Origin of the sequence: Kribbella sp. CA-293567, from assembly GCF_027627575.1 — a bacterium.
Taxonomy (GTDB): Bacteria; Actinomycetota; Actinomycetes; order Propionibacteriales; family Kribbellaceae; genus Kribbella.
This window is the reverse complement of sequence record NZ_CP114065.1, coordinates 6,855,236-6,879,707: the sequence shown is the minus strand read 5'-3', so window position 1 is coordinate 6,879,707 and position 24,472 is coordinate 6,855,236. Positions and strand designations below refer to the sequence as shown.

Annotated in this window: 23 protein-coding genes; 9 read left to right on the top strand and 14 right to left on the bottom strand. The window is 68.2% G+C overall.

Annotation, left to right across the window (positions count from 1 at the left end):
* Positions 1-12: 12 nt before the first annotated feature.
* The gene (locus OX958_RS31805; protein WP_270133881.1) at positions 13-573 is read right to left on the bottom strand and encodes a GNAT family N-acetyltransferase; all 561 of its coding nucleotides are present in this window, start codon (positions 571-573) and stop codon (positions 13-15) included.
* Between the two features lie 74 nt (positions 574-647).
* Here OX958_RS31805 and cysS point away from each other — a divergent pair, with 74 nt between their 5' ends.
* On the top strand, positions 648-2,081 hold the full coding sequence (gene cysS, locus OX958_RS31800; RefSeq protein WP_270133880.1) for a cysteine--tRNA ligase: 1,434 nt from the start codon (positions 648-650) through the stop codon (positions 2,079-2,081).
* Between the two features lies 1 nt (position 2,082).
* Complete coding sequence (gene rlmB, locus OX958_RS31795) at positions 2,083-3,045, top strand: 23S rRNA (guanosine(2251)-2'-O)-methyltransferase RlmB (RefSeq protein WP_270133879.1); 963 nt, start codon at positions 2,083-2,085, stop codon at positions 3,043-3,045.
* A 76-nt stretch (positions 3,046-3,121) separates the two neighbouring features.
* On the opposite strand, the gene OX958_RS31790 is transcribed toward rlmB, so the two are convergent.
* The 6 genes from OX958_RS31790 to OX958_RS31765 all read right to left on the bottom strand — a co-directional run bounded on the left by OX958_RS31790 (position 3,122) and on the right by OX958_RS31765 (position 9,591).
* Entirely contained in the window at positions 3,122-4,060 is a 939-nt protein-coding gene (locus OX958_RS31790; protein WP_270133878.1) for a hypothetical protein, read from the bottom strand.
* Between the two features lie 171 nt (positions 4,061-4,231).
* Positions 4,232-5,098: a S1 family peptidase gene (locus OX958_RS31785; RefSeq protein WP_270133877.1), complete on the bottom strand. Its 867-nt coding sequence runs from the start codon at positions 5,096-5,098 to the stop codon at positions 4,232-4,234.
* Positions 5,099-5,321: 223 nt separating this feature from the next.
* Positions 5,322-6,209, bottom strand: a complete 888-nt coding sequence (locus OX958_RS31780) for a S1 family peptidase (protein ID WP_270133876.1) — start codon at positions 6,207-6,209, stop codon at positions 5,322-5,324.
* 143 nt (positions 6,210-6,352) lie between these two features.
* Positions 6,353-8,005 (bottom strand): DUF7800 domain-containing protein, encoded by a 1,653-nt coding sequence (locus tag OX958_RS31775; RefSeq protein WP_270133874.1) that lies wholly within the window; start codon positions 8,003-8,005, stop codon positions 6,353-6,355.
* A gap of 42 nt (positions 8,006-8,047) precedes the next feature.
* Positions 8,048-8,935 (bottom strand): S1 family peptidase, encoded by an 888-nt coding sequence (locus OX958_RS31770; protein ID WP_270133873.1) that lies wholly within the window; start codon positions 8,933-8,935, stop codon positions 8,048-8,050.
* 71 nt (positions 8,936-9,006) lie between these two features.
* A complete protein-coding gene (locus OX958_RS31765; protein ID WP_270133872.1) occupies positions 9,007-9,591 on the bottom strand; it encodes a TetR/AcrR family transcriptional regulator in 585 nt (194 codons plus the stop codon).
* Between the two features lie 86 nt (positions 9,592-9,677).
* Between OX958_RS31765 and OX958_RS31760 the strand changes: the two genes are divergently transcribed.
* Both OX958_RS31760 and OX958_RS31755 read left to right on the top strand, forming a co-directional pair.
* Positions 9,678-10,829 (top strand): acyl-CoA dehydrogenase family protein, encoded by a 1,152-nt coding sequence (locus OX958_RS31760; protein WP_270133871.1) that lies wholly within the window; start codon positions 9,678-9,680, stop codon positions 10,827-10,829.
* Complete coding sequence (locus OX958_RS31755) at positions 10,826-11,593, top strand: SDR family NAD(P)-dependent oxidoreductase (RefSeq protein WP_270133870.1); 768 nt, start codon at positions 10,826-10,828, stop codon at positions 11,591-11,593. Before OX958_RS31760 ends, OX958_RS31755 begins: the two co-directional genes overlap by 4 nt.
* Here OX958_RS31755 and OX958_RS31750 read toward each other — a convergent pair whose 3' ends face one another.
* Positions 11,594-12,481 (bottom strand): hypothetical protein, encoded by an 888-nt coding sequence (locus OX958_RS31750; RefSeq protein WP_270133869.1) that lies wholly within the window; start codon positions 12,479-12,481, stop codon positions 11,594-11,596.
* 17 nt (positions 12,482-12,498) lie between these two features.
* The gene (locus tag OX958_RS31745; protein WP_270133867.1) at positions 12,499-13,743 is read right to left on the bottom strand and encodes a DUF4032 domain-containing protein; all 1,245 of its coding nucleotides are present in this window, start codon (positions 13,741-13,743) and stop codon (positions 12,499-12,501) included.
* An 86-nt stretch (positions 13,744-13,829) separates the two neighbouring features.
* Here OX958_RS31745 and OX958_RS31740 point away from each other — a divergent pair, with 86 nt between their 5' ends.
* From OX958_RS31740 to OX958_RS31720, 5 genes are all read left to right on the top strand, one after another.
* Complete coding sequence (locus OX958_RS31740) at positions 13,830-14,834, top strand: LacI family DNA-binding transcriptional regulator (RefSeq protein ID WP_270133866.1); 1,005 nt, start codon at positions 13,830-13,832, stop codon at positions 14,832-14,834.
* A 194-nt stretch (positions 14,835-15,028) separates the two neighbouring features.
* Positions 15,029-16,411, top strand: a complete 1,383-nt coding sequence (locus OX958_RS31735; RefSeq protein ID WP_270133865.1) for an ABC transporter substrate-binding protein — start codon at positions 15,029-15,031, stop codon at positions 16,409-16,411.
* Positions 16,411-17,340 carry a carbohydrate ABC transporter permease gene (locus OX958_RS31730; RefSeq protein WP_270133864.1) on the top strand — a complete coding sequence of 310 codons (930 nt, stop codon included), beginning with the start codon at positions 16,411-16,413 and terminating at the stop codon, positions 17,338-17,340. Before OX958_RS31735 ends, OX958_RS31730 begins: the two co-directional genes overlap by 1 nt.
* The gene (locus OX958_RS31725) at positions 17,337-18,311 is read left to right on the top strand and encodes a carbohydrate ABC transporter permease (RefSeq protein WP_270133863.1); all 975 of its coding nucleotides are present in this window, start codon (positions 17,337-17,339) and stop codon (positions 18,309-18,311) included. The genes OX958_RS31730 and OX958_RS31725 overlap by 4 nt, the downstream gene beginning before the upstream one ends.
* Positions 18,312-18,336: 25 nt before the next feature.
* The gene (locus OX958_RS31720; RefSeq protein WP_270133862.1) at positions 18,337-19,893 is read left to right on the top strand and encodes a glycoside hydrolase family 13 protein; all 1,557 of its coding nucleotides are present in this window, start codon (positions 18,337-18,339) and stop codon (positions 19,891-19,893) included.
* A 271-nt stretch (positions 19,894-20,164) separates the two neighbouring features.
* Here OX958_RS31720 and OX958_RS31715 read toward each other — a convergent pair whose 3' ends face one another.
* The 5 genes from OX958_RS31715 to OX958_RS31695 form a co-directional block, all read right to left on the bottom strand.
* A complete protein-coding gene (locus OX958_RS31715) occupies positions 20,165-20,650 on the bottom strand; it encodes a HipA domain-containing protein (RefSeq protein ID WP_270133861.1) in 486 nt (161 codons plus the stop codon).
* A gap of 61 nt (positions 20,651-20,711) precedes the next feature.
* Entirely contained in the window at positions 20,712-22,943 is a 2,232-nt protein-coding gene (locus OX958_RS31710) for a heavy metal translocating P-type ATPase (RefSeq protein ID WP_270133859.1), read from the bottom strand.
* 14 nt (positions 22,944-22,957) lie between these two features.
* Positions 22,958-23,905 (bottom strand): hypothetical protein, encoded by a 948-nt coding sequence (locus tag OX958_RS31705; protein ID WP_270133858.1) that lies wholly within the window; start codon positions 23,903-23,905, stop codon positions 22,958-22,960.
* A complete protein-coding gene (locus tag OX958_RS31700; protein ID WP_270133856.1) occupies positions 23,902-24,120 on the bottom strand; it encodes a heavy-metal-associated domain-containing protein in 219 nt (72 codons plus the stop codon). Before OX958_RS31700 ends, OX958_RS31705 begins: the two co-directional genes overlap by 4 nt.
* 30 nt (positions 24,121-24,150) lie before the next feature.
* Positions 24,151-24,459, bottom strand: coding sequence for a metal-sensitive transcriptional regulator (locus OX958_RS31695; RefSeq protein ID WP_270133854.1), 309 nt, complete (start codon positions 24,457-24,459; stop codon positions 24,151-24,153).
* Between the last annotated feature and the right edge of the window lie 13 nt (positions 24,460-24,472).

Here is a 24,472-nt window from a genome sequence, read left to right as displayed (position 1 = left end):
AACTTTTGTGAATTACTTACGGGTGCCGCTCCACTCCTCGGCGAGCACGGCGAAGACCAGTTCGTCGGTCCATTCACCCTTCAGGAACTCGTTGCGGACGAAGTGCGCCTCCTGCCGCATCCCGAGCCGCCCGAGCAGCTTCGCCGAGCCGGTGTTGCGGTGGTCGAGCCGGCCGATGATCCGGTGCCAGCCGAGCTCTTCGAAGCCGAGCCGGAGCAGTTCGGCGGACGCCTCGGCGGCGTACCCGCGACCGTGGGAGGCGGGATGGAAGACGAAGCCCAGCTCGCCGGTGCGATGGTCGGCGTTGTGGACGAACAACGTCACCTCGCCGAGGTGCTGCCCGGTCTCGCGCAGGATCACCGCGAGGGTGAGCGCCTGGCCGTCGGTGTCCATCGGTACGTCGGCCATCCGGCCGGCCAGCGACTCCTTGACCTGCTCGGGCGTCTTCGGGTCGTACAGCAGGAACCGGGTGACTTCCGGGCTCGACTGCAGCTTCAGCAGATCGTCGTAGTCGGTCTCGAGATAGCGGCGGAGGATCAGGCGGTCGGTCTCAATCGGCAGAGAATAGGTCACTGATCGAGACTATGAGACCGCCGCAAGCCGATTATTCGTCAAGAGCGGTCCGGAATCACCGTTACCCTTGATCGGTGACACTTCGCTTGTACGACACCGCGACGGCAGCAGTGAGGGATTTCGAACCGGTCCATCCGGGCAAGGTCGGGATCTACCACTGTGGGCTGACGGTGCAGGGTGCCCCGCACGTCGGGCACATCTACAAGGAGATCGTGTTCGACGTCCTCCGGCGCTGGCTCGAGCGCTCGGGGTACGAGGTCACCGTGATCGCGAACGTCACCGACATCGACGACAAGATCCTGGCCAAGTCGGCCGAGCGGCAGGTGCCCTGGTGGGCGCACGCCTACGAGTTCGAGCGCGAACTGCACTGGGCCTACGACGTGCTCGGCTGCAGGCCGCCGACCTACGAACCGCGCGCGACCGGGCACATCCCGGAGATGGTCGAGATGATCGACGAGCTGATCGAGAAGGGCTACGCCTACGTCGCCCCCGACGGTTCCGGCGACGTCTACTTCGACGTGAAGTCCTGGCCGTCATACGGCGAGCTCTCGCACCAGCGGATCGCCGACATGGAAGCGGCCGAGGACGCGGATCCCCGCGGCAAGCGGGACCCCCGCGACTTCGCGCTCTGGAAGGGCTACACCGAGGACACCCCGCGGACGGCCTCCTGGCCGACGCCCTGGGGTCGCGGCCGGCCGGGCTGGCATCTGGAGTGCTCCGCGATGGCGGGCAAGTACCTCGGGACCGAGTTCGACATCCACGGCGGCGGTCTGGACCTGCGCTTCCCGCACCACGAGAACGAGCTGGCCCAGTCCCGGGCGGTCGGGCAGAAGTTCGCCCGGTTCTGGATGCACAGCGCCCTGGTCACCGCGGCCGGCGAGAAGATGTCGAAGTCGCTGGGCAACGGTGCCGTCGTGCGCTCCGTGGTCGAGCACGTCCGGCCGATCGAGCTGCGGTACTACCTGGTCAGCTCGCACTACCGTTCGGTGGTCGAGTTCTCGCTGACCGCGCTGGAGGAGTCCGCGACCAGCTTCCAGCGGATCGAGGGGTACGTCGGACGCGCGACCGAGGTGACCGGTGGAGTGCAGCCGGCCACCGAACTGCCGGCAGCCTTCGTCACCGCGATGGACGACGACCTCGGCACGCCGGCCGCGATCGCCGTACTGCACAACACCGTGCGGGACGGCAACAAGCTGGTCGGCGACGGTGACTCCCCGGCGCTGCGAGAGAACCTGGCCGCCGTGCGCGCGATGCTCGGCGTCCTCGGGCTGGACCCGCTGGCCGAGCCGTGGGCCTCGCGTGCGGGGGGTACCGAACCGCTCACCGAGGTCGTCGACGGCCTGGTGAAGGCGCTGCTGAACCAGCGGCAGGCCGCCCGCGAACGCAAGGACTATGCCGCGTCGGACGACATCCGCGACCGGCTCAAGGCGCTCGGCGTCGCCGTCGAGGACACCCCACAGGGTGCCCGCTGGACGGTGGGCCGGCCCGAACCGACCGAAGGAAACTGAAGTGCCAGGCAGTAGTCAGCGCAAGGGCGCCATCCGCAAGAAGCCCAAGGGCAACCCGACCGCCGGGTCCGGTGGCCGGGTCCGTCAGGGTCTGGAGGGCCGGGGCCCGACGCCGAAGGCGGTGGACCGCACCAAGCACCCCGCGCACAAGCGGGCCAAGGCCAAGGAGCGCGCCGAGAAACGCGCTCCCGGCGGCCGGCGCCCGGACCGCAAGGACGCCGACGCGACCGTCGAGTGGGTCTACGGCCGCAACCCGGTGGTCGAGGCGCTCCGCGCGGGCGTGCCGATCAACGCGCTGTACGTTGCCGAAGGCACCGAACGGGACGCCCGGCTGCGTGAGGCGCTGCTGATCGCCACCGAGCACGGCATCTCGCTGCTCGAGGTGCCGCGGACCGAGATGGACCGGCTGACCAGCCACGGCGCGCACCAAGGCCTCGCGGTGCAGATCCCGCCGTACGAGTACGCGCACCCCGACGACCTGCTGTCCCGCGCGTACGACGCCGGCCAGGTGCCGCTGATCGTCGCGCTCGACGGCGTCACCGACCCGCGCAACCTCGGCGCCATCACCCGCTCGGCCGCCGCTTTCGGTGCCCACGGCGTACTGGTTCCCGAGCGCCGCACGGCCTCGATGACCGCCTCGGCCTGGAAGACCTCCGCCGGTGCCGCGGCCCGGATCCCGGTCGCCCGCGCGACCAACCTCAACCGCGCCCTGAAGTCCTACAAGGACGCCGGCCTGATGATCGTCGGCCTCGACATGGGCGGCGAGGTGGAGCTGCCCGAACTGGAGGCCGCCACCGAGCCGATCGTGCTGGTCGTCGGCTCCGAGGGCAAGGGCCTGGCCCGGCTGGTCCGCGAGAACTGCGACCTGATCGTCTCCATCCCGATGACCTCGGCCACCGAGTCCCTCAACGCGGGCATCGCCACCGGCGTCGCCCTCTACGAGATCTCCCGCCGCCGCGCCTGATCGACGAAGAACGACCTTGAACACCAAACGGCGACCTTGAACAGGTAATAAATTGTTCAAGGTCGCCGTTTGGTGTTCAAGGTGCCAACGCTGGTGCGCCGAGTAGGCGGCGGAGGCGGGTGGCAGTTTGGTGGGGGTGGTTCAGGTCGGGCCAGGTGACTCGGGCGAAGGCATAGCCGAGCTCGCGGAGGCGGTCCTCACGCCACTTCTCGGCCATCAGAGCCTTTGAGCTGTCGTACTTCAGGGCTCCGTCGAACTCGACGATCAGGTGGCCGAGCAGAAGGAAGTCGACTCGGCCGACCAGTTGCCCGGCCGCATCGAGAATCTCCACTTGCGACTCAGGCGCCGGTAGACCTTCGTTGGCCATCAGGATCCGCAGTCGCGACTCACCGACCGACTCGCTCGCGCCATCGGCGAAGGCGGTTGCTGCCTGGGCGGCGGGCGAGCCTGGCCAATGTTTGAGGTAGTCCGCCATCTGGGTCAGCTCAACGGCGGTCACCAGACCCTCCCGCAGCGCGGCGTCCGCCAACACCACCCCGACCTCGTACGACGAAGTACAGGTGGTTTCGACGACTGCCCGGGCGGGCGAGGTGACACGCAAGCCGAGCACCTCAGCCGTCTCGTCCGTCGCGAGGACCGTCCGATGTACCTGGACCGAACGGTCGGATCGCGCTCGCCCTGAGGTTCTTGTCACCTGCACCCTGCTGTGATCGAGTCCCCAGGTCGGAAGCCCGTAGAGCAACGTCGCCGTTTGGTGGCTGATCACGACTCCGGCATCCAGCCGCCTGACGACCGCCCGCGCCATCAGGGTGTGCAGTCGCGCGGTACGGGCCCAAGGCGACTCGTCCTCCGGCCAGTCGCCAACTTCGCAGTACACGTCCCTGCACAAACGTTTCCACTGCCCGCGCTTGAGTCGAAGCCGGACCTCGCTGGCGGTGTACGCCGCGTCCAACGCATCACCCCGACTGAACCACCCACCCCGCTCCCGCACCACCCGCTGCAATTTCTTGTTCACACCAACAACATGCCGGTCGGCCAGCCCTCAACCGATCCGGACTTTCCTGCCTGGGGATAACCACTCCCGCCGACCGCGAACACCAAATGGCGACCTTGAACAAGTTATTACCTGTTCAAGGTCGCCGTTTGGTGTTCAAACCCGCTTGATGAGGGCGGTTGCGTCAGCGGATCAGTAGACGCTGACGTTGTAGGTGGAGAGGGCCTCGGTGACCGGCTGGAAGTAGGTGGTGCCGCCGGAGCTGCAGTTGCCGGAGCCGCCGGAGGTCAGGCCCAGGGCGGTGGTGCCGGCGTAGAGGGCGCCACCGGAGTCGCCGCCCTCGGCGCAGACGTTGGTCTGGATCAGGCCGGTGACGGTGCCTTCGGCGTAGTTGACCGTCGCGTTGACGCCGGTGACGGTGCCGTCGTGGACCTGGGTGGTGGAGCCGCTGCGCTGGACCGCCTGGCCGACCGAGGCGTCACCGGCTGAGGTGATCTCCTGGAACGAGCCGTTGTAGAGGTCCACGTTGCCGGCCGGTTCCGGCGTACCGGCCGGGTACTTCACCAGGGCGTAGTCGTTGCCCGGGAAGCTCGAGCCCTGGACGTCGCCGACAGACTGGGAGTGGCCGGAGTCGGCGTACCAGGTGGCGGCGATGTTGCCGCAGTGGCCGGCGGTCAGGAAGTAGTACGAGCTGCCGTCGGTGACGTTGAAGCCGAGGGAGCAGCGCGAGTTGCCGCCGTAGATGGCGTCGCCGCCGCTGAGCTTCTTGGAGAGCTTGCCGGGGATCTTCTCGACCTTGACCTTGCTGCCGAGTCCCTTGGTGACGCCGGTCAGCGCGGTCAGCTTCGAGCCGGTGACGGTGTCGTCGTACGAGACGGTGACGACGCCGGTCTTCGGGTCGGTCACCCAGGCGGTGCCGGGGATCGATGCTTCCTTCGCCAAGGTGGCGGTGACGGCCGCCGGGCCGGGCGGCGCGGCGTTGGCCTGGGTGGCCAGCAGAGTGGTGGTGGCGGCGAGTCCGGCGGTGGCCAGAAATGCTGCGGTACGGGAAATACGCATGGTTCGTCTCCTCACGATGAGGACGCATTCGGGGGCGGACGCGTCCTAGACCTAACCGAGGAGAGACCTACCCGGCGTCTCTGTGAGTACTCGGACGGCTCCGTGATGTGAGGGTCATCCTTCTTCTGGCCGGGCCCGAGTTATGAACGTCGATAACTCCGCAGTTATGACGAACGCCCCCTGCCGCGCTGCGGCAGGGGGCGTTGCTGGAACTTCTCGTCGATCAGTAGACGCTCACGCCGTACCGGCTGAGCACCTCGGTGACCGGCTGGAAGAACGTGGTGCCACCGGTGGAGCAGTTGCCGCTGCCACCGGAGGTGAGGCCGAGCGCGACGGTGCCGGCGAACAGCGCGCCGCCCGAGTCGCCGCCCTGGGCGCAGACGTTGGTGCGGATCAGACCGGACACGCTGCCCTCGGCGTAGTTGACCGTCGCGTTGGTAGCGGTGACGGAGCCGCTGCGCAGCCCGGTCGTGCTACCGCTGCGCCGGACGGCCTGGCCGACCGAAGCGTTCCCGGCGCTGGTGATGTCCTGGTACGAACCGTTGTAGAGGTTCACGTTGCCAGGGTGGTTGGTGTAGGAGGCGGCGTAGCGGACGATCGCGTAGTCGTTGCCCGGGAAGCTCGAACCGGTGACCGTGCCGAGCAGGGTGGTCTTGGACGAGTTCGCGTACCACGACGAGGCGATGTTGCCGCAGTGACCGGCGGTCAGGAAGTAGTACGTGCTGCCGCTGCGGACGTTGAAGCCGAGGGAGCAGCGGGAGTTGCCGCCGTAGATGGCGTCACCACCGCTGATGTACTTGCTGAGCTTGCCCGGAATCTTCTCCAGGGTGATGCGGCTGCCGAACTGCTTGGTGACGCCGGTCAGCGCGGACATCTTGGATCCGGTCACGGTGTCGTCGTACGACACGATGATCCGGCCGTCGGGCTGGGTGCTCCACGCGGTGCCCGGGATCGACGCGTCCCGGCTCAGGGTGGCGGTGATGGCGCTGGCCGACAGGGTCGACGGCTGCACAGGTGCGGCGGTCGCCTGGCTGGACAGCAGTGCGGTGGTTGCGGCCAGTCCGGCGGTAGCCAGAATTGCTGCGGTACGGCGGGCGGAAGGGAACTTCACGGTCAGCCTCCTCAGGATGAGGACGCGCTCGGGGCGGGTGCGTCCTTGACTCAACCGTGATCTGTTCTACCGGAAACTGTCATAAAGTGCCCGTGCGAACTCAGAGAGTAAGGGTTTCCCTCCGCGACACCCCCTGCTCACCCTCAGGCGGTCAGCCGGTGACGCAGAGTGCTCTTCAGCTTCTGCCGGCCGTCCACGAGGCGCGCGTGATCGACCGCCACGTCCGCGTCGTCACCCCGCACGACCACCGTCATCACGCCGTTCTCGAACCACGGCCCGTACGCCGTCCGCCAGTTCGCCGCCACGTCACGCACTCCGGCCGACCGGGCCAGCCGGTGCAGCACCTTCGTCATGCCCCAGCTGTCGAGCAGCCTGTTCGCCAGCTTGATGTGCCAGCCCACCGGGTTGCGGAACGGCGACATCGTCAACTGGCGGATCGCGGTCCGCGGATGGTCGACGCCGTTCAGTGACGCTTCCGTCAGGTAGCTGCAGTGCACGTCGCCGGACAGCATCAGGATCGAGTTCGGCGGATCGTCGGCCCGGACCAGCTCGCCGAGCAGCTCGGTCACGTCGTCGAAGGACCTGCGGAACGACGCCCAGTGCTCCAGATCCATGCCCTGCCGGATCTTCTCGCCCAGCCGCGACCCGCGCGGTCCCCAGGCGCCCGACGAGATCGCCTCGTCCCAGCCCTCCAGGTGGTGCAGGCCCGGCGCGAGCAGGAACGGCAGGGTGGAGGCGAGCAGCAGGTGGTTGATCGGCTGCGACGCCTCGACCGTGTGCCGCCGGACCCACTCCCACTCGTGCGCGTCGACCATCGCCCGCTCATCGGGTTCCAGCTGCCGCGAGCACCGGGAGTCGACGGCCACCAGGCGGACCCCGCGAGACCGCGCGCCGAAGTCGCGGTAGAAGCTCCACCGGGTCGACGCCGGGTCCTCGTCGGCCTCCCAGGCGAAGGCGTCCAGGTAGGAGCTGCGTTCGTCCTCGTCGTCCAGTCCGCGCATCGCGGCGTACGTCGGATCCTTGTCGAGCTGCTCCGGCGACAGGTTGCCGAGGTGCTGGTACACCCAGTACGACGCGTACGCGCCGACCACCCGGTCGTGCCACCAGGACTGCCGGGTCACCCAGCGACGCCAGGTCAGCGAGGTGTTCCAGTCGTCGCGCAGATCGTGGTCGTCGAGCAACATGCACAGCGGCACGGTGGAGAACAGCCACCGGACGGCTGGGTTCAGCCAGGCGTCGTCGTACAGCCAGGTGTACTCCTCGAAGTTGCCGATCTCATCGGCCACCTCGGAATCCGGCCGGCGCCCGTGAGCGGCCCGCAGCTTCTCCAGTACGACGTCCGACGGGTCGTCCGCGTAGACCTGGTCACCGAGCAGCAACACCGCGTCCGGCCACTCGGTGTCGCCCGCGCCGGACGTCATCCGCTCGGCCAGCGCCACCAGGGCGTCCGGCCCGAAGTCCTTGAAGCCCTGCTCGTCGAACGGCGCCGATCGCCGGCAGGACCCGAAGGTCAGCCGGAAGGTCCCGTCCGCCCGGGGCGTCCGGATCACGCTCGGCCCGTACGGACTGTCGGCCGGCGGCCAGACCTTCTCGCCGTCGAGATGCACCTCGTACGGCGTCGCGGTGGCCGGCTCGAGTCCTTCGATCAGCACCAGTGCGTAGTGGTGCCCGTGCACCGACCAGGTTCTGGTGCGGTGCCCGAGCACTTCGACCTCGCCGGCTTCGGTGGTCTCCACCCAGACGGTTGCGCGGGTTTCGTCGACGTACCGGAGCAGGGGCCCCAACTTCAGCTGCATTCCGGAAACGCTACTCGCCGGGGCCAAGCTCTGGGGCCCGGATCAGTAGACGGTGACGCCGTAGACGTTCAGCGCCTCGACGACGGGCTGGAAATAGGTCACGCCGCCGGACCGGCAGTCGCCGGTACCGCCGGAGGTCAGGCCGAAGGCGAAGTTCCGGTAGAACAGCGGGCCGCCGGAGTCTCCTTCGTCGGCGCAGACGCTGGTGCGGATCAGTCCGGCCACCCGGCCGTCGGGGTAGTTCACGGTCGCGTTGAGACCGGTGACCCGGCCGCTGTGCAGGCCGCTGGTGGCACCCATGCGGTAGACCAGCTGGTTGATGCCGGGGTTCATCGCCTTGGTGATGTCCTGGGACCGGCGGTTCGGCAGGCTCACGCTGCCGCCCGGCTTGAGGCCGGAGCGGTAGACGACCAGGGCGTAGTCGTTCCATGCGTAGCTGGAGTGGTGGACGGTGCCGATCCGGTTCGTCTTCCGCTCGTCGTGGTACCAGTGCGGCGCGAAGTTGCCGCAGTGGCCCGCGGTCAGGAAGTAGAAACGGCCCTTGCGCTGGACGTTGAAGCCGAGCGAGCACTTGTACTCGCCGCCCCAGATCACGCCGCCGCCCCCGAGCTTCTTGCCGAGCTTGCCGGGCATCCTCTCCAGCACTACCTGGCTGCCGAAGCGCTGCGTCTGCCTGGTCAGCGCCTGCAACCTGGCTCCGGTCACGGTGGAGTCGTAGGAGACGAGGATCCTGCCGTCCGGACGGGTCATCCACGCCGTACCGGGGAGCTCGACGTGCTCGTTCAGTTCCGCGGTGATCGCCGCCGCGGAGCGCGGTGGCTCCGGCTTCCGCGGGACCGCCGGGACAGCCGAGGCGGCGGGCAGCGCCGCGAAGGCGAAGGCGCCGGCGATCAACGTCGCCGCGGCGCGCCGGAGGGAGACAGTCGTCATGGTGGACAGCTTTCCATCGCGAGCGGTCCGGAGGTGGGCGACGGCAGCTTCCGGACCCGGCTTTTTTCGGCTCAGTCCTGGCGCAGCGAGTGCAGCACGAAGGAGGCGAGCTCGCGGTACGCCTCGGCGTCGCTCAGCCCGGTCCGCCGGGTGATGTCTCCGCGCTGGATCGCCTGCATGGTGTGCGCGACCATTTCGGCCGCGAAGCCGATGTCGACCTGCCGGAAGGCCCGGCTGGCGATCCCGTCCTCGATCAGCGAGCGGACCCGGTCGGCCGCGATCCGGGTGTTGCGCTCGTAGACCGACCGGGCCGGCGCGAAGGTGGCGACGTCGTCCAGGAAGGTCCGGCCGGCCGGGCGCAGCGCGTCGGCGACGGCGTTCAGGTACGCCGCGATCCGGCGGTCCGGCCGGGTCTGCTTGGCGACCGCCGACTCGACCTCGGCGGTGGCGTTCTTGAAGTAGTGCTTGACCACCTCGACGGCGAGCTGCTCCTTGCTCGGCGCCAGGGCGTACAAGGTCGTCTTGCTGCAGCGCAGCTCCGCGGCGAGGTCGTCCAGAGTGAACCGGCTGAAGCCTTGCGTGAGAAACAGGGACAGGAGCCGGTCGAGCAGCTCGGACTGCCTGCGGGTACGGCGCCCGGGGACGACTGTTGTCATATCGAGACAGCATAGAACGATACTCAAGTATGGTCTTCAGTATCAATGCGAGTATCATTTCGGTAGCTTGCTGAGAGGGGTGCCCGATGGCGGTCGACCGCTTGCTCCCGACCGAGGAGGCCGGCGATCTGCTGGGTCTGGTCCGGGACCTGTGCGAGCACGAGCTCGCGCCGTACGCCGCGAAGGCGGAGGAGGCCGAGAGCTTCCCGCGGGAGACGTTCCGCACGCTCGGGAAGGCCGGGCTGCTGGGCCTGCCCTATCCGGAGCAGTACGGCGGCGCCGAGCAGCCGTACGAGGTCTACCTGCAGATGCTGGAGGAGATCTCCGCGGCCTGGATGTCGGTCGGTGTCGGCCTGTCGGTGCACACCATGACCAGCTACGCGATCGCGAACTTCGGCTCGGCGGACCAGCGCGAACTGCTGCTGCCCGACCTGGTCGGCGGCGAGTTGCTCGGTGCCTACGCGTTGTCGGAGCCACAGGCCGGTTCGGACATCAGTGCGATGACAACGAAGGCAGTCCGCGACGGCGACCACTACGTACTGTCGGGGACCAAGTCGTGGATCACGCACGGCTCGCAGGCCGACTTCTACACCACCTTCGCGCGGACGTCGGCCGACCCCAAGCGCGGTATCTCGGCCTTCCACGTGCCGGCCTCCTGCGAGGGGCTCAGCTTCGGTGCGCCCGAGCGCAAGATGGGCCTGACCGGGTCGACCACCACGCTGGTCAACTTCGACCAGGTGCGGGTCCCGGTCGCCAACCTGATCGGCAACGAGGGCGACGGGATGCGGATCGCGCTGTCGGCGCTCGACTCCGGCCGGCTCGGGATCGCGGCTTGCGCGGTCGGGCTGGCGCAGGCCGCGCTCGACCTGGCCGCGTCGTACTCGCTGGGCCGGGAGCAGTTCGGGCAGCCGATCTCCGACTTCCAGGGCATGCAGTTCCTGCTGGCCGACATGGCCGCGGCGACCGAGTCCGCCCGGGCGACGTACCTGCAGGCGGCCCGGCGGCGGGATCTGGGCCGGCCGTTCACCCAGCAGGCGGCGATCGCCAAGCTGGTCTGCACCGACGCCGCGATGAAGGTGACCACCGACGCCGTCCAGGTGCTCGGTGGCTACGGTTACACCCGCGAGTTCCCCGCCGAGCGCTACATGCGCGAGGCGAAGGTGACCCAGATCTTCGAAGGAACCAACCAGATCCAGCGACTGGTCATCAGCCGCGATCTACTCAGGAGTGTTCGATGAAGCTAGGCCCATCCGATGTCGTTCTGGTCACCGGTGGTGGCTCCGGTCTCGGTGAGGCGACCGTACGCCGCTTTGCCGCGTCCGGTGCCGGTGTGGTGATCTGCGACCTGCCGTCGTCGGCGGGCAAAGCGATCGCCGACGAACTGGGGGAGCGCGTCGTCTTCGTGCCCACCGACGTCACCGACGAGACCGCCGTCGCCGCCGCCCTCGACACGGCCGCCGCTCTGGGCCCGCTGCGTCTGGTCGTCACCTGCGCCGGGATCGCCACCCCCGGCCGGGTCGTCGGCCGCAAAGGACCGTTGCCATTGGCAACCTTCCGGCAGGTGGTCGAGGTCAACCTGATCGGCACCTTCAACGTGCTCCGGCTGGCCGCTGAGCGGATGATCGCGCTGGAGCCGGACCAGGACGGCGACCGCGGCGTGGTCGTGATGACCGCGTCGATCGCCGCCTACGACGGCCAGATCGGCCAAGCGGCGTACGCGTCGAGCAAGGGCGCCATCGTCGCCCTCACCCTGACCGCCGCCCGCGACCTGGCCGACAAGGGCATCCGCGTCGTCACCATCGCCCCCGGCACGATGGAGACCCCCATGCTCGCCGGCCTCCCCGAAGACGCCCGCAAGGTCCTGGAACAGCAGGTCCCGCACCCGGCCCGCCTCGGCCGCCCCGCGGAGTACGCCGCCCTGGTCGACCACATCGTCACCAACCAGCTCCTCAACGGCGAGGTCATCCGCCTCGACGGCGCCCTCCGGATGCCGCCGCGCTGATCAGCGGGGCAGCAGTCCGATGCCGCTGTCGCCGCTCCAGCCGGACAGCCGGTGGGGACCGGACAGCAGCAACTGCAGGTACGGCCTGGTCAGCCGGCGCTCGATGGTTCCGTCCGAGGCGCCGTTGCCCGCACAGCCGCTGTAGTGGATCGCGACCTCGGCTGCTTGCGCGGTGCCGTCGACCTTGAGCTGCAAGCCGATCGGGCTGACCTTGGTGCACTTCTCCTTCGAGTCAGGGCCACGGCCGGCCGGTGCGGCGAGGACAGCGTCCACCGCGGCCTGTGCCCGAGCGCCTTCGAGTCTCGAACTGGCGAACAGTTGCCGGCCGCGGTAGTCGCAGATGGTGACCGACTGGACGGCGCCAACGGCTGCAAGGGCGTGACCGAGCGGCGGCTTCTTGGTGGGCACGTTCGGCTGGCAGCCGTAGGCATCGGTGCTGACGATCGGCTGAGCCGACCCGAAGATCGAGTCGCGGAGTACGTCGTCGTCGGTGAAGACAGTGACCTTCACGCCGAGTAGAAGCCGGGTTTCGGCGGTCCACCCGTCCCCACTGCCTTGTACGCCGACCGGCTCCCGGCTCGCGAACCAGAGGTAGGGCGAGCGGACCTCGGGATCCGACAACCGGGAACCGCAGCCGATGTCGGGTACGGCGCCCAGCCGTCCGACGTAGGCAGGCTCCCGTTTGACGACACAGGTCGATCCCCAGTCGCCCGGGACCCGGAGCTGAACCGTGCGGTAGGACTCCCAACGCCATTGCGTCACAGGTCGGCGTGGCTCGGGCTCGGTCTGTTCGAGTACCGAGTGGACGCCGTAGGCGCCGGCCGCGAAGGCGCCGGTCACCAGAAGAGCCGTCAGGCCACGCGAGTTCGCCCACCGACTCACGTCCATCCGGCGCCTCCGGTCGGTCAGTCGAGGTCGGGATCGAGCGACGTACCGGGCGGCGGCGCGGGCGGCAGGGTGAGCTTCTCGTCCGGCTTGGCGGCCAGGACGTCGTCGACGTACGAGCGGGCGGCCTTCGTCGTGTCCACCTCGTGGCCGGCCTGCTCGGACAGGAACCAGCGGTGTTCCAGTACTTCGTGGAACACCTCGGCCGGCTCCAGTTTGCGATTCAGGTTGCGCGGGACCGACCGGACCACCGGCTCGAACACCTCGGTCAGCCACTTGTGCGCGACGATCTCCTCGTCCTCGTTCTGCTGGTCGGTCGCGGCGGAGTAGGAGTCCAGGTCGTTGAGCAGCCGGCGGGCCTGGTTCTCCTCGACGTCGAGGCCGGTCAGCCGCAGCAACCGGCGGCTGTGGTGGCCGGCGTCCACGACCTTCGGCTGGATCCGGACCTGGCTGCCGTCCCAGTCGGTGATGATGTCGATCTCGGCGACGTCGAAGCCGAGCTCGTTCAGCCGCCGGATCCGCGAGTCCAGCCGGTGCATCTCGTCGGCGTGGAACTCCTCCGGCGCGGTCAGTTCCTTCCAGAGCGCCTCGTACCGCGCGGTGATCGAGTGGATCGTCTCCAGCGGATCGATGTCGGCGTCGAGCAGGCCGCCCTCCTCCAGGTCGGACAGCTCGCCGAACAGGTTGATCTCGGCGGTGTAGAGGTCGTGCGCGCGCTGCCCGTCGGAGATCTCCTGGTGCAGCTCGCCGGTCTCGGCGTCCACCAGGTACGCCGCGAAGGCGCCGGCGTCCCGCCGGAACAACGTGTTCGACAGCGAGCAGTCGCCCCAGAAGAAGCCGAGCAGGTGCATCCGGACGATCAGCGCGACCAGCGCGTCGATCAGCCGGTTGACGGTGTCCGGGCGCAGCGTGCTGGAGAACAGCGCGCGGTACGGCAGCGAGAACTGCAGGTGCTTGGTGACCAGGATCGAGTCCAGCGGTTCGCCGTCGCGGTCCACCCGGTCGGTGATCACGCCGACCGGCTCGACCGAGGGCGAGTCGAGGCGCTCCAGATCGCGCAGCAGCCGGTACTCGTGCATCGCGAGGTGTTCCATCACCTCTTTGATCGCGTAGACGGTGCCGTTCACCCGGACGAACCGGACGACGTGGCGGGAGATACCGCGCGGCAGCGCGACGAGCTGGTCCTCGGGCCAGTCCTCCAGCGGGATGTCCCACGGGAGTGACAGCAGACCGGTGTCCGGGCGGGTGGCTACGAAACGAGGCACGTCCACCAGTGTCGCAGTTCCTGGCCGACGGTACTGCGACGCAAGTGGCTGCAAGAATTTGCGAAATATGGCGTAGTGTTTGCGCTATGACTCGACGTCTTGCAGAGGTGGCCAAGAAGGTCGGCGTGAGTGAAGCGACCGTGAGCCGGGTGCTGAACGGGAAACCGGGGGTCTCGGAGGCCACCCGGGAGGCGGTGCTGACCGCGCTGGACGTGCTCGGCTACGAGCGTCCGACCCAGCTCCGAGGCGACCGGGCCCGGCTGGTCGGCCTGGTGCTGCCGGAGTTGCAGAACCCGATCTTCCCGGCCTTCGCCGAGGTCGTCGGTGGCGCACTCGCGCAGCAGGGCTTCACTTCGCTGCTCTGCACCAGGACGGTCGGTGGCGTCTCCGAGGCCGACTACGTCGACCTGTTGCTGCAGCAGCAGGTGTCGGGCGTCGTGTTCGCCGGTGGCTTCTACGCCCAGGCCGATGCGCCGCACGCGCACTACGAGCTGATCCAGGAGCGCAAGCTGCCGACCGTGCTGGTCAACGCGGCGGTCGACCACCTCGGCTTCCCGCAGGTCTCGTCGGACGACGTCGTCGCCGCGGAGATGGCGATCGGCCACCTGCGGGCGCTCGGGCACCAGAAGATCGGCATGGTGCTCGGCCCGCGCGACCACATCCCTTCGCGGCGCAAGCTGGACACGTTCCTCTCCTCGCCCGAGGCCGACCCCGCGCTGGTCGAGCACACCATGTTCTCGCTCGAGGGCGGGCACGCGGCCACCACCCGGCTGGTGAAGCAGGGCGTCACCGGCATCGTCTGCGCGAGCGACATCCTGGCGCTCGGCGCGATCCGCGCGGTCCGCCGGGCCGGCCTGTCGGTGCCCGGCGACGTCTCGGTGATCGGGTACGACGACTCCGCGATGATGAACTGCACCGATCCGCCCCTCACCACCGTCCGCCAGCCGATCGACGCGATGGGCCGGGCCGCGGTCGACATGCTGGTCGCGCTGATCGAGCGCGCCGCCGTACCGGCCGACGAACTGCTGTTCGAGCCCGAACTGGTGGTCCGCGCCTCGACCGCCCGGCTGAGGTCGCGGGCGCTGGTCTGACAACGACAGACACCCTCCGGGGGTCTTGGACAGGATTCCTGTCCGAGGCCCCCGTTTTGTGTTGTTCCGTGACGTAGTCACGTTTTTGCAACTTGAGATCGAAGTATTGCGCACATCCGGTCGGGTTGCCTACGGTACGGACCACATCCGAGGGGCGGGACGGAAAGCGCCCTCGCCAGCAGAAGGGCACATCGATGAGGACAACGAGCCACCGCAAGGCGCTCAGCCTGTTGCTCGTGGCAGGGCTCGGCCTGGCGGCCGCGTCCTGTGGATCCGGGGACGACGACAAGCCGGCCGCGCAGAGCTCGGGCGACGCGAACGCCCCGGTCACGATCACCGTGGGATGTCAGCCGCCGAAGAGCAACCCGAAGGAACGGGCCGGCTGGGACGAGGACATCGCGGAGTTCCAGAAGCTGCACCCGAACATCACGATCCAGAGCAAGGACGCGTTCCCCTGTATCAACCCCGACACCTTCCAGGCGAAGCTGGCCGGTGGCACCCAGGAGGACGTCTTCTACGTCTACTACACCGACGTCCAGAAGATCATCAAGGCCAAGCAGGCCGCCGACATCACCCCGTACCTCGGTGAGGTGAAGGCACTCAAGGACATCCGTCCCGACGTCCAGGGCGTCTTCAAGTCCGAGGACAAGACCTACGGCCTGCCGCGGAACAACTACAACATGGGCCTGGTCTACAACCGCAAGCTGTTCACCCAGGCCGGGCTCAACCCGGACTCGCCGCCCAAGACCTGGACCGAGGTCCAGGAGGCGGCCAAGAAGATCGCCGGTCTCGGCGCGGGCTACACAGGCTTTGGTGAGTACAGCGCGGGCAACACCGGCGGTTGGCACTTCGCCGCCTCGCTGTACGCCCGGGGCGGCTCGATGGTGGCCGACGACGGCAAGTCCGCGGCGTTCAACAGCGCCGAGGGCAAGGCCGTGCTGGAGAACCTGAAGAAGATGCGCTGGGACGACAACAGCATGGGCACCAAGCAACTGCTGCAGTGGGAAGACCTGATGCGGATGATGGGCTCGGGCAAGCTCGGCATGATGATCGGTGCGCCGGACGTGGTCCAGTCGGTCAACAACGACTTCCAGGGCAAGTTCGAGGACTACGGCGTGACCGCCGTACCGGAGTCCGACGGCAAGTCCTCGCTCAGCGGTGGCGACGGCTACATGTTCAACCCGAAGGCGACGCCGGAGAAGATCAAGGCCGGCCTGGCCTGGCTGGAGTTCCACGAGCTGACGCCTGGCAAGGGGCAGTTCGACTACGAGCGCGCCAAGAGCCAGGGCCGCCCGGTCGGCCTGCCGATCCCGGACCTGTACGGCAACTCGGCCCCCGGCAAGGAGATCGTTGCTCTGCGCAAGCAGTTCGCGACGGTGCCGGTCGACCACTTCACCCCGTACGTCGACGCGCAGGCCAGTATCACCAACAAGCTCGAGCCGCCGAAGGCGCAGGAGCTGTACGCCGTACTCGACGTGGCGATGTCCGCCGTGCTGACCCGGAAGGACGCTGACATCGACAAGCTGCTCTCGGACGCCGAGGGCAAGGCCAACAAGATCCTCGCCAAGAACACCTGATGGCGGTTCTGACCGCGAAACCGCCGGTGCGCCGTTCCCTTCCCCAGGGAGCGGCGCGCCGCGCGGTCGGCAGGAACCTCACGGCGTACGGGTTCCTCTGCGGGGCACTGATCTGTTTCGCCTTCTTCTCCTGGTACCCGATGGTGCGCGAGGTCTTCCTCAGCTTCCAGGAGAACAACTTCGTCGACCCGGCCAAGTGGGTCGGCTTCGACAACTTCCGGACCGTGATCGAGGACCCGGCGTTCCGGTCGGCCTGGCTGAACACCGCGGCCTTCACCGGTCTGTCGCTGGTGATCGGCTACGCGGTCCCGTTCGTCCTCGCGGTGGTGCTGAACGAACTGCGGCACGCGCGCGGCTACCTGCGCTTCGTCGTGTACCTCCCGGTGATGCTGCCGCCGGCCGTCGGCGTCCTGCTGTTCAAGTGGTTCTACGATCCGGGCGCCGGCCTGTTCAACCAGGTCCTCGCCGTGTTCGGCCTGCCACCGCTGGCCTGGCTGGACTCCTCCAGTACCGCGCTCGTCTCGCTCGTCCTGGTCTCCACCTGGATGAACCTCGGCACCGGCACCCTGATCTACCTGGCCGCGTTGCAGAGCATCCCCGGTGAGCTCTACGAGTCGGCCGAACTGGACGGCGCCGGCCTGTTCAAGCGCGTCTGGCACGTGACCATCCCGCAGACCAAGCTGATCCTGCTGGTGATGCTGCTGCTGCAGGTGGTGGCGACCATGCAGGTCTTCATCGAGCCCTACCTGCTGACCGGTGGCGGCCCCGAGAACGCGACCGTGACGGTGGCCTACCTGATGTACCAGTACGCCTTCAACTTCGGCGACTTCGGCGGCGGTGGCGCGCTCGGGCTGATGTTGATGGTCGTCCTGATGGTCTTCTCCGCGATCTACCTGCGCGTCTCGCGAGACAACGAAGGTGGCCGATGACAACGACTCTGCAACCACGACAGGTGCTGGAGGCAACCACTCCGGCGCCGGCGACCCGGCGTACCCGGAAGAGGAAGAAGGACAAGGGCCGCGGCTACGAGACCAGGAGCCTGGTGTCGCCGCTGGCACTGCAGTCCTGGCACGGCAAGCTGACCTACTGGACCGTGCTGGTCGTGGTGGTGACCGGCTTCACGCTGGCCTTCGTCTTCCCGCTGTACTGGATGGTGACCGGCGCGCTGAAGTCGCCGGAGGAGATCGCCCAGATCCCGCCGAGCTTCTTCCCGAAGACCTTCGACTTCGGGGTCTACGCCGACGCCTGGAACCAGCTGCAGCTCGGCGTCTTCCTGAAGAACACCATCGTGTACGCCGGTGGCGCCTGGCTGCTCACCCTGGCGGTCGACGTCACCGCGGCGTACGCGCTGTCCAAACTGCGGCCGTACTTCGGCAAGGTGATCCTGGCGCTGATGCTGGCCACCTTGATGATACCGCCGATGGTGCTGCTGCTGCCGACGTACCTGGTGGCCAAGGACGTGCCGCTGTTCGGGTTCAACCTGCTGAACACCCCGTGGGCGATCTGGTTGCCGGCGGCAGCGAACGGGTTCTTCATCTTCCTGCTCAAGCGGTTCTTCGACTCGATCCCGCGCGAGCTGCTGGAGGCGGCCGAGATCGACGGCGCCTCGCCGATGCGGATCCTCTGGTCGATCGTGCTGCCGGTGTCGCGGCCGATCCTCGGGGTGGTCTCGATCCTGTCGGTGGTGACGGTCTGGAAGGACTTCGTCTGGCCGCTGCTGGTGCTGCCGGAGACCGACAAGATGTCGATCAGCGTCGGGATCGCGTCGTTGTCCGCGCAGATGCCGCAGAACGTGCTGATCGCCTCGCTGGTGATCGCCTCCCTGCCGACCATCCTGGTCTTCTTCGTGTTCCAGCGCAGCATCATGGCGGGTCTCACCGCCGGCAGCCTCAAAGGCTGATTCCCCAACCCCCTAAGGAGAAGCAATGGCGGACACCGGGACTGACACATGGTGGCGCGGCGCGGCGATCTACCAGGTCTACCTGCGCAGCTTTGCCGACGGCAACGGTGACGGGATCGGCGACCTCGCCGGGCTGCGGGCCAGGCTGCCGTACCTGGCCGAGCTCGGCGTGGACGCGATCTGGCTGAACCCGTGGTACCCGTCGCCGATGGCCGACGGTGGCTACGACGTGGCCGACTACCGCGCGATCGACCCGAGCTTCGGCGATCTGGCGGAGGCGGAGGCCTATATCGAAGAGGCGCACGCGCTGGGCATCCGCACCATCATCGACATCGTGCCCAACCACGGCTCGGACCAGCAGGACTGGTTCGTCCAGGCACTGGCGGCCGGGCCGGGGTCGGCCGAGCGGGAGCGGTTCCTGTTCTGCGACGGCCGCGAAGGCGGCCTGCCGCCGAACGACTGGCAGTCGATCTTCAACGGGCCGGCCTGGACCCAGGTCGCCGACGGCCAGTGGTACCTGCACCTGTTCGCCCCCGAGCAGCCCGACTTTAACTGGCGCAACCCCGAGGTGGTGGAGGAGTTCCACGCCATCCTGCGGTTCTGGCTGGACCGTGGCGTGGACGGGATCCGGATCGACAGCGCCGCGGTGCTGTTCAAGGACCTGGACTGTGTCGAGGAGTCGTACACCGACCACGACGACGTGCACGAGGTGTACCGCGGCTGGCGGCGGATCACCGACGAGTACGAGGGGCGCTTCCTGGTCGGCGAGATGTGGATGCCGGACCAGGAGCGGTTCGCGCTGTACCTGCGCCCCGACGAGATGCAGACCGCGTTCAACTTCGACTTCCTGTCCCGCTCGTGGGACGCGGCCGAACTGCGGGCCTCGATCGACCTGACGCTGACCACGCACGTCCCGATCGGAGCACCACCCACCTGGGTGCTCTCGAACCACGACGTCACCCGCCCGGTGACGAAGTACGGGCGGCCGGACACGTCGTTCTCGCACCAGGACCGCAAGCACGGGATGCAGACCGATCCCGTCCTGGGCGAACGCCGGGCCCGCGCCGCGGCCCTGCTCGCAATGGCTCTCCCCGGCGGGCTCTACGTCTACCAGGGTGAGGAACTGGGCCTGCCGGAGGTGGAAGACCTCCCCGACCACCTCCTGCAGGACCCGCTGTGGGTCCGCTCCGGCGGCACCGACCGGGGCCGCGACGGCTGCCGTGTCCCCATCCCGTGGTCCGGCAAAGAGCCTCCCTTCGGCTTCGGCGCCGGTACGCCGTGGCTCCCGCAACCCGCCGACTGGAAGAACCTCACCGTCGAGTCCCAGCAGGCCGACCAGAACTCCATGCTCGCCCTCTACCGCGACGGCCTCAAGCTCCGCCGCACCCACCTCGGCGACGGCACCCTCACCTGGATGGACTCGGCCGAAGGCGTCCTGGCCTTCACCCGGGAATCCCTCACCTGCATCACCAACCTGACAGCAGGCGCGATGAACCTCCCACCCCACACAGAGGTCCTCCTCACCAGTGCCCCCCTGGAAGAAGGCAAACTCCCCACCGACACGACAGCCTGGCTCCGCTGACCACCCCTCCCCGACCCCGCTGGAGCCCTGGGCCGCAGACCAGGGCTCCAGCGGGTCGGTCTTTCTGCGACTGATCAGTGGTCAGGCGAAGGGACGTCGAGTTGTCCCCAGCGGTCGCGGCGTCCTGCTATCTGCGCTGCGACCAGCTCAGCGATCCAACCAGCCCGGCTCTTCAGCGGGGCCGGAACAGCGGATTCGGTCGCTGCTTGGTGGAAGGCCGTGGGGACCTTGGAACGGATCGATCGAACCCGCAGTACGGATTCGTCGCTCGTCAGACCCAAGCCGTCTCCCCACGGCGATCCAATCCTGCTCGGAAACGCCGGCCATCTCCCACGTCGTACAAAGGAGCGAGTCGGACACTTCGGGAACTCAGCAAGAGCGAGAAGTTCTTCGCATGCGCGTCGGTCGCAGCGATCGCGACGTTGAAAACCAGATAGTCGAACAGGGTTCGCAGGTTGTCGCGACGGTGTGCAGCGAGGCTGCGGCTGGACAGCAGATCGCCGAGCTGGTCGGGCCCTGGTCCGCCGTCGGACTGGTACTTCTTACTCGGTGAGATCGAGAGCGCCTGGCAGAAGTCCTCCTGGTGTAGCCGACGCCATCGACCGTCAGGGCCTTTGATCCGGTCGTACCTGTGCGAGATGAGTACTTCGTACCTGTCGCAGGCGAGCAGTTCCGTGACGGCCGCAGGTAGCCCGCAGAGTTGCGCTGCTCTGAGACAGAGGTGCTCGTTGAGATGATGGCCCTGGTAGTTCGGCATCGACGGTTTGAGGATATGGGTGGTCGGCGTCGAGTCACGAGGGACTACATCGCTACTGCTCTCAGTTTTTGGTGAGCGGCTGGAAGCGTCTGAGTCTCAGGCTGTTGGTGACCACGAAGACCGAACTGAAGGCCATCGCGGCTCCTGCCAGCATGGGGTTCAGCAGTCCGGCGGCGGCCAGCGGCAGGCCGGCGACGTTGTAGGCGAAGGCCCAGAACAGGTTGCCCTTGATGGTGCGGAGGGTGGTCCTGGACAGCCGGATCGCGTCGGCGGCCGACCGGAGATCGCCTCGGACCAGCGTCAGGTCGCTCGCCTCGATGGCGACGTCGGTGCCGGTTCCCATCGACAGTCCCAGGTCGGCCTGCGCGAGCGCGGCGGCGTCGTTCACGCCGTCCCCGACCATCGCGACCGAGCGTCCCTCGGACTGCAGTTTCTTCACCGCGTCCACCTTGCCGGCCGGCAGTACCTCGGCGATCACCTCGTCGATCCCGACCTCGGCAGCCACCTTCCGGGCGACCGCTTCGTTGTCGCCCGTGAGCAGGACCGGCCGCAACCCGAGTGCCTTCAGTTGACGGATCGCCTCCGCCGAGCTCGGTTTGACGGTGTCGGCGACCACGAGCACAGCCCGCGCCTTGCCGTCCCAGCCGACCGCGACCGCAGTACTGCCCTCGGCCTCCGCTTGCTCCTTCGCCTCGGCCAGTGACGCCGGCAACTCCTGACTCCACTCCGCCAGGAGCTTCGTCCGGCCGACCAGCACGGCATGTCCATCGACGATGCCCTGTACGCCGAGGCCTTCCACGTTCGCGAAGCCTTCGACCGCAGGCAGCGCGCCCACCTCGTCGGCAGCCCCGCGGGCAATCGCCTGCGCTATCGGGTGCTCACTCGAGTGCTCCAGCGCGCCTGCCAGGCGTAGTACCTCGGCTCGCTCCTCGCCTTCGGCCGGCAGTACGTCGACCAGCGCCATCCGCCCGGTCGTCACGGTCCCTGTCTTGTCCAGGACGACGGTGTCGATCCGATGGGTGGACTCCAGCACCTCAGGACCCTTGATCAGGATCCCCAACTGAGCGCCACGTCCGGTCCCGACCATCAAGGCGGTCGGCGTCGCCAGTCCCAGCGCACAAGGGCAAGCGATGATCAGTACCGCGACAGCGGCCATGAACGCGACCTCCGTCGGCGACCCGTTTCCGAGCCAGAATCCCAACGTGGCCAGGGAAAGCCCGATCACGATCGGTACGAACACCCCGGAGATCCGGTCGGCCAGCCGCTGGACGGCGGCCTTCCCGTTCTGAGCGTCCTCCACCAGCCGTGCCATCTGCGCCAGCTGGGTGTCCGACCCGACCCGAGTGGCCCGGACGACGAGCCGCCCACCGGCGTTCACCGTCGCGCCCACCACTGCGTCACCCGCGCCGACCTCGACCGGCACCGACTCGCCGGTCAGCATCGACGCGTCGACCGCGCTGGAGCCGGTGACGACCACCCCGTCGGTCGCGATCTTCTCGCCCGGGCGCACCACGAACTCGTTGCCCACGGCAAGTTGCTCCGCCGGGATCCGGACCTCGGCCCCGTCACGGAGTACGGCGACGTCCTTGGCGCCCAGTTCGAGCAGTGCCCTCAGCGCGGCACCCGACGAGCGCTTGGCGCGCGCCTCGAAGTACCGGCCGGCCAGGATGAACGTCGTCACTCCGGCCGCGACCTCGAGATAGATCTCCTCGGCTCCGCTGCCGCGCGACGGGATCAGCGTGAACGGCATCTTCATCCCGGGCTCACCGGCCGCACCGAGGAACAGCGCGTAGAGCGACCAGACGAACGAACTGATCACACCGACCGAGATCAACGTGTCCATCGTCGCGGCACCGTGCCGCAGGTTGGTCCAGGCGGCCTTGTGGAACGGCCAGGCGGCCCAGGTGACGACCGGTGCGGCCAGTGTCAGCGACGCCCACTGCCAGAAGTCGAACTGCAGTGCCGGAATCATGCCCAGGGCGATCACCGGTACGGAGAGCGCGATGCTGGCGAACAACCGCTCGCGCAGCGGGCGTAGTTCGTCGACCGGCTCGGGGCCGTCGGCAACAGGGGGAGTGGGCAACGAAGCGGTGTAGCCGGTCGCCTCGACCGTGGCGACCAGGTCGTCGGTGCTGATCCCCTCGCCGAAGGTCACCTTCGCCTTCTCGGTCGAGTAGTTGACGGTGGCGGTGACGCCTTCCATCCGGTTGAGCTTCTTCTCGACCCGGTTGGCGCAGGAGGCGCACGTCATGCCACCGATGAGGAGCTCGACGGAGTTGTCGGGTGTGGTCATTGCTGGGCCTCCTTTCAGTGGCCGTGCGGGGTTTCTTCGTGGCCTGGTGTCTCGCCGGGCAGTTCGGCGGGCGGCACGATCGCCGTCCCGTCGGTACCGACGTTCACGGTGAACTCGGCGGTGCGCACCTTGTCGGCGTGCTTGAAGTCCAGGAACAGGCTGTACGTCCCCGCGGTGGGGAAGGTGGTGCCGAAGGTGATGCCCTTCAGCGGATGGGTGTGCAGGTAGGCAAGGTCGCCGCCGCGCAGGGACACCAGGTGCCCGGACGCTCCGAGGTACGGCTGCAGGTCGGTGACCGGCTTGCCCGCCTTGCTGACGCTGAAGGTCAGCTCGGACTCCTGGCCGGCGACCGGCGTACCGGCCAGGGTCACGTCGTACCCGTCGACGGAGTAGACGCTCGCGGGCTCGTTCAGCGGGACCGGGATGTAGAGACCGGAGACGTTCAGATCGGCGCCCAGCGTCAGCGTCTTGCCGAGCGCGGCCGGCTGGAAGTCGGTGAACATCCGCCACTGGCCGCCGGCGGTGAACGTGAACGGGATGCTCCACGTCCCGTCGGCGGCCCGGGTCGGGTGCACGTGGTGGAACCCCGACAGGTCCCGCCGGACGACGATCAGGTGCAGATCCTTCTCATGCGTCCGCGTGTACTGCGTCAGCGTCCTCCCGTCCGGCCCCTGAACGGTGAACTCCAGTTTCTGCGCCTTGCCGGGCTGGAAGAAGGTCTTCTTCGGAAGCAACGTGTAGCCCGACTGGGAGACCGCGAGGCCCGGCGGCTGGGCGTCGGTTTCGCTGTGGCCCGCGCCGTGAGTTCCGGTCTCCGGCACGGCTCCGTGCTCACCGGCGGCCGGAGCCGGATCGGCTGCCGCGACCGGGTCGACCACGGAACCGAGAGCGAACGCGCCGGCGAACGCCAGCGCCACCGCACCGGCGAACGCGCCGAGCCGAACCGCGACAGCCCGGCTCATGCGCCTGCGAGCTCGTAGCCCGCCTCGTCGACGGCTTCGCGGACGACGGCCTCGTCCAGGGCCGACTCGCTCGTCACGTGCACGGTGGACGTGCCGCCCTTGTTGAGGTCGATGGTGACCTCCTGGACGCCCGGCAGCTTGCCGAGCTCCTCGGTGACGGCCGCGGTGCAGTGACCGCAGGTCATGCCGTTGACGGAGTACGTGGTGGTGGTCATGGCAATGCTCCTAGCTCGGGTTTCCGGTGCTCAGCTGCGGACCAGACGAGCGATGGCGTCGGAGGCCTCGCGGACCTTCTCCTCGGCCTCCGCGCCGCCCCGTTGCGCGGCCTCGACCACGCAGTGCGACAGGTGCTCGTCCAGCAGTTCGAGGGAGAAGGACTGCAGCGCCTTCGTGGCCGCCGAGACCTGGGTGAGGATGTCGATGCAGTACTTGTCCTCCTCGACCATCCGCTGCAGTCCGCGCACCTGCCCCTCGATCCGGCGCAGCCGCTTCAGGTGGCTGGTCTTCTCCGAGGTGTAACCGTGCACGTGCTCGGCGCTGTCTTCGGTGGTCATGGCGGGTTCCTCT